Raw genomic sequence first — 2,246 nt, 5'->3', positions numbered from 1 at the left:
AGTGGAGGTTCAGATATCTACAGGGATGCAATTGGGCACGATCAATTTGAACAAAAGATCGTTGAGAGTGAGGCACATTTGATGTATCGATCTTAGTCGAGTGCCAAACTGCACCATGCAGACAACTGTTTCCACAGATGGTTGTTGTTAAAGATTACCCCGGTATTCCCTTCGAGTCGCCAAAAATTCAGGGATGCTGGGGTTTTTCGTTTGTAGTCACTGGAACTCATTTATCCTGCTGTCCAGCCTCCGCAGTATTCCTCCTGTCCATTCTCTCCTTCAGTGTTTCCTCAACCCATCTTGATACTGATCGTCTTGGCAGTTCGTCCAATTGATCCAGCAGTGATGGAGAAAGACTAAAACACTTCGGGGTTCGTCTCTCTGTAGTCAATTCCATTTGGATTTCTCCGATGTGAATTGTGCTCACTCACGGGTGTATTTTATTTATAAACCCACATGCCAGCAAGTACGATCAAAAGTCACGAATTAAGCGTTAGCGCATTGATGACTGTCAAACTGTTGGTAATCATTCAATTCAGACATGCCTCTAAAAATACCCATAACCTTCACCAGTTTGATTTTATTTTTTAGCTATCAATACATGTAAAAAAAATTTTGACCTTTGATAGCTATCTTAAAACCTCTCAGGTCAATGTAATTTGGTAGGCAGTAGTTTGATCAGTTTCAGGTTGGTAGGCTTGCCCCAGAGAAGGGATGGATTTAGTAAACCGGACAGGGGGGTAAATTACTTTTCGCATCATGAGAGATGCTGAGTTTTCTAGTGTGGTGTGATGCGAGAAGTGAGGATGGAACTGTCCCAGAATAGGCGATGTAAGTTTGATCGAGTGGCTGAAAATGGGGGATATTTGAATTTATATATATTTATTCAATAGCTTCTGTGCCTTGACTTCAAATGCCAGTGGTGGGATAGAGGGCAATTCAAATTGGAATGACTGCAACACCAAGACTATGAGGTTTTATGAAGTTGTTTGCATTGATTGCATTGGTAGTATTGGTTTCAAGCTGTACTTCTAAAATAAAGTCTGGAAATAAGTTGAATGGAATAACTTATCTTGATCGTGAAGATTCCCAACTAAGTAGTTGTACCGAATTGGGAGAAATTGTCGGTATCCCAAATAGTCTTTGGGGCGGTGCAATCGGAAATAATGAGGCGAGAGTAGATGCTTTTGATAGAGCGAAAGAGATGGGAGCGACTCATTTTGTAGAAACAAATGCTAATTGGACTGATGGAATTGTAATAGGTCAAGCATACACATGTAAATAAATCCATGCAGAAATTCTTCAACGCCAGAATGAAGCCATCAGCAATTTGAAAGAGGTCTAGGACTCCCCAATCCAATTACTCATAGTCTTCCCAGCTCCAGTCATGCCCTTCGCTGGGGTCGTAGTCTAATTCTTCAACAAGATATTGTTGGTTAATTATTTTCCCATCTTTGTAAGTGATAGATACTGTCACCAAAGAAAAAACATCAGCTTCCTTAAGTTTGTTGTATCTTCGCACCTTTAGAAGTTTATCCTCTTCTGCAAGTATCTCGGAGGGTGTAAATATGATGAAATCCTTCAGAGTGTGAACTCCTTCTTTGAATGCATCAAAGTTAAGTTCAACATCGTCTACAACAGGATTGATGCCCTTAAAATCAGGATGGTAAATTTCATCAAACAACGAGAAGTCTCCTTTAAAACCAAGTCTCCACGCTTTATCAAATGCTTCGGCTCTAGTCATCTCTACTCCTTATGTTGTTATTCGTGATTTGACTTCACTCACAATAAATCCAACCAGTGCTTGGCCTGAGAGCTTCTGGCCCACAGCATCCCACAGCACACTCTCCAGCACATCTGGTCTTCTTTCAATTCTGCTGTGAATATTGTCCAGCAGGTACCCCATCGATCTTGGTTTTGCTCCCCAGCGTCTCATCCAAAAAGCAAATGCTCCTTTACTGACCTTGGATTGAAGTGCCAGATAGTCCACAAACTTCATATTTGGCAATGTTTTGACCGGTACGGTTAAAGAAGATCTCTCAGCATTCTGCTGGGAGTTAGCTAGTAAACCAAAATGAGACACTAATATAGAGTTGGTCTTTTTGGGCAGAATCAGCACCAGCTTACGCTCCTGTTTCCAAGCTCCATTGGGTTGCTTTCGTGGTGGCTGGGTCATTCGCTTAAAAAGCCCCAGTTGCTCTAGGCGTTCTAGACGCCTCTGCACTGTGGCTCTACTGCATTCCCAC

Annotated in this window: 4 protein-coding genes; 1 reads left to right on the top strand and 3 read right to left on the bottom strand. The window is 41.9% G+C overall.

All coding sequences use genetic code 11. The features are described from left to right. Window positions 1-226: 226 nt before the first annotated feature. The gene (locus tag P8O70_20815) at window positions 227-397 is read right to left on the bottom strand and encodes a hypothetical protein (GenBank protein MDG2199282.1); all 171 of its coding nucleotides are present in this window, start codon (window positions 395-397) and stop codon (window positions 227-229) included. Between the two features lie 582 nt (window positions 398-979). On the opposite strand from P8O70_20815, the gene P8O70_20810 reads away from it, so the two are divergent. Then, the gene (locus P8O70_20810) at window positions 980-1,285 is read left to right on the top strand and encodes a hypothetical protein (protein ID MDG2199281.1); all 306 of its coding nucleotides are present in this window, start codon (window positions 980-982) and stop codon (window positions 1,283-1,285) included. 75 nt (window positions 1,286-1,360) lie between these two features. On the opposite strand, the gene P8O70_20805 is transcribed toward P8O70_20810, so the two are convergent. Both P8O70_20805 and P8O70_20800 read right to left on the bottom strand, forming a co-directional pair. Then, window positions 1,361-1,744: a hypothetical protein gene (locus P8O70_20805; protein ID MDG2199280.1), complete on the bottom strand. Its 384-nt coding sequence runs from the start codon at window positions 1,742-1,744 to the stop codon at window positions 1,361-1,363. A 9-nt stretch (window positions 1,745-1,753) separates the two neighbouring features. After that, window positions 1,754-2,246, bottom strand: a 493-nt coding sequence (locus P8O70_20800) for a hypothetical protein (GenBank protein MDG2199279.1), incomplete at its 5' end; no start/stop codon positions are given.

The organism is SAR324 cluster bacterium, from assembly GCA_029245725.1.
Lineage (GTDB): Bacteria > SAR324 > SAR324 > SAR324 > NAC60-12 > JCVI-SCAAA005.
This window is presented reverse-complemented; position numbering and strand designations above follow the sequence as displayed.